Here is a 459-nt window from a genome sequence, read left to right as displayed (position 1 = left end):
CTCCCCTTTGCCGGCCTCGGCAACACACGGTGGACCACAATCAGCCACATTTCATAATTATCTAACTGACCAGTATACTATAAAAAATAACCATGACTTCAAATTTGATGACATTATATATTCCCATAATCTGTTAGACCATGTTCTTGTAAAAGTAATCACAGTTTTAAAACAAACACTAGGGGACTGTAACATTACAGTTTCCCCACAAGCTATCACACACATCCATGAAAGTAAAAATATCATGTATCATCTGCTTGATTTGGCTCCTGCTTGTAAGCTTGGATGCCCAGTCTCTTTATTGGCAGGTGTTGCTGTTCTTGCTGATGACAAATAAGGTTTTGGCTTCTTTAATCCTATAGCTTTAGATGCATTTGTGGTATTTTGTGCAACGGTAGCTTTACTGCGATCAATTTTTTCCTTGAAAACCTTTTTAGTGTCCAGTAGTGAAGTCAAAGC

1 protein-coding gene is annotated in these 459 nt (G+C 38.1%); it reads right to left on the bottom strand.

Annotation, left to right across the window (positions count from 1 at the left end; all coding sequences use genetic code 11):
- Positions 1-249 precede the first annotated feature (249 nt).
- A partial coding sequence (locus AC1VNY_RS42640; RefSeq protein ID WP_482409696.1) for a hypothetical protein occupies positions 250-459 on the bottom strand: 210 nt, incomplete at its 5' end.

The organism is Bradyrhizobium ferriligni, from assembly GCF_056837965.1.
Note: the sequence above shows the minus strand (reverse complement) of the source record. Positions and strands in the feature narration are given on the sequence as shown.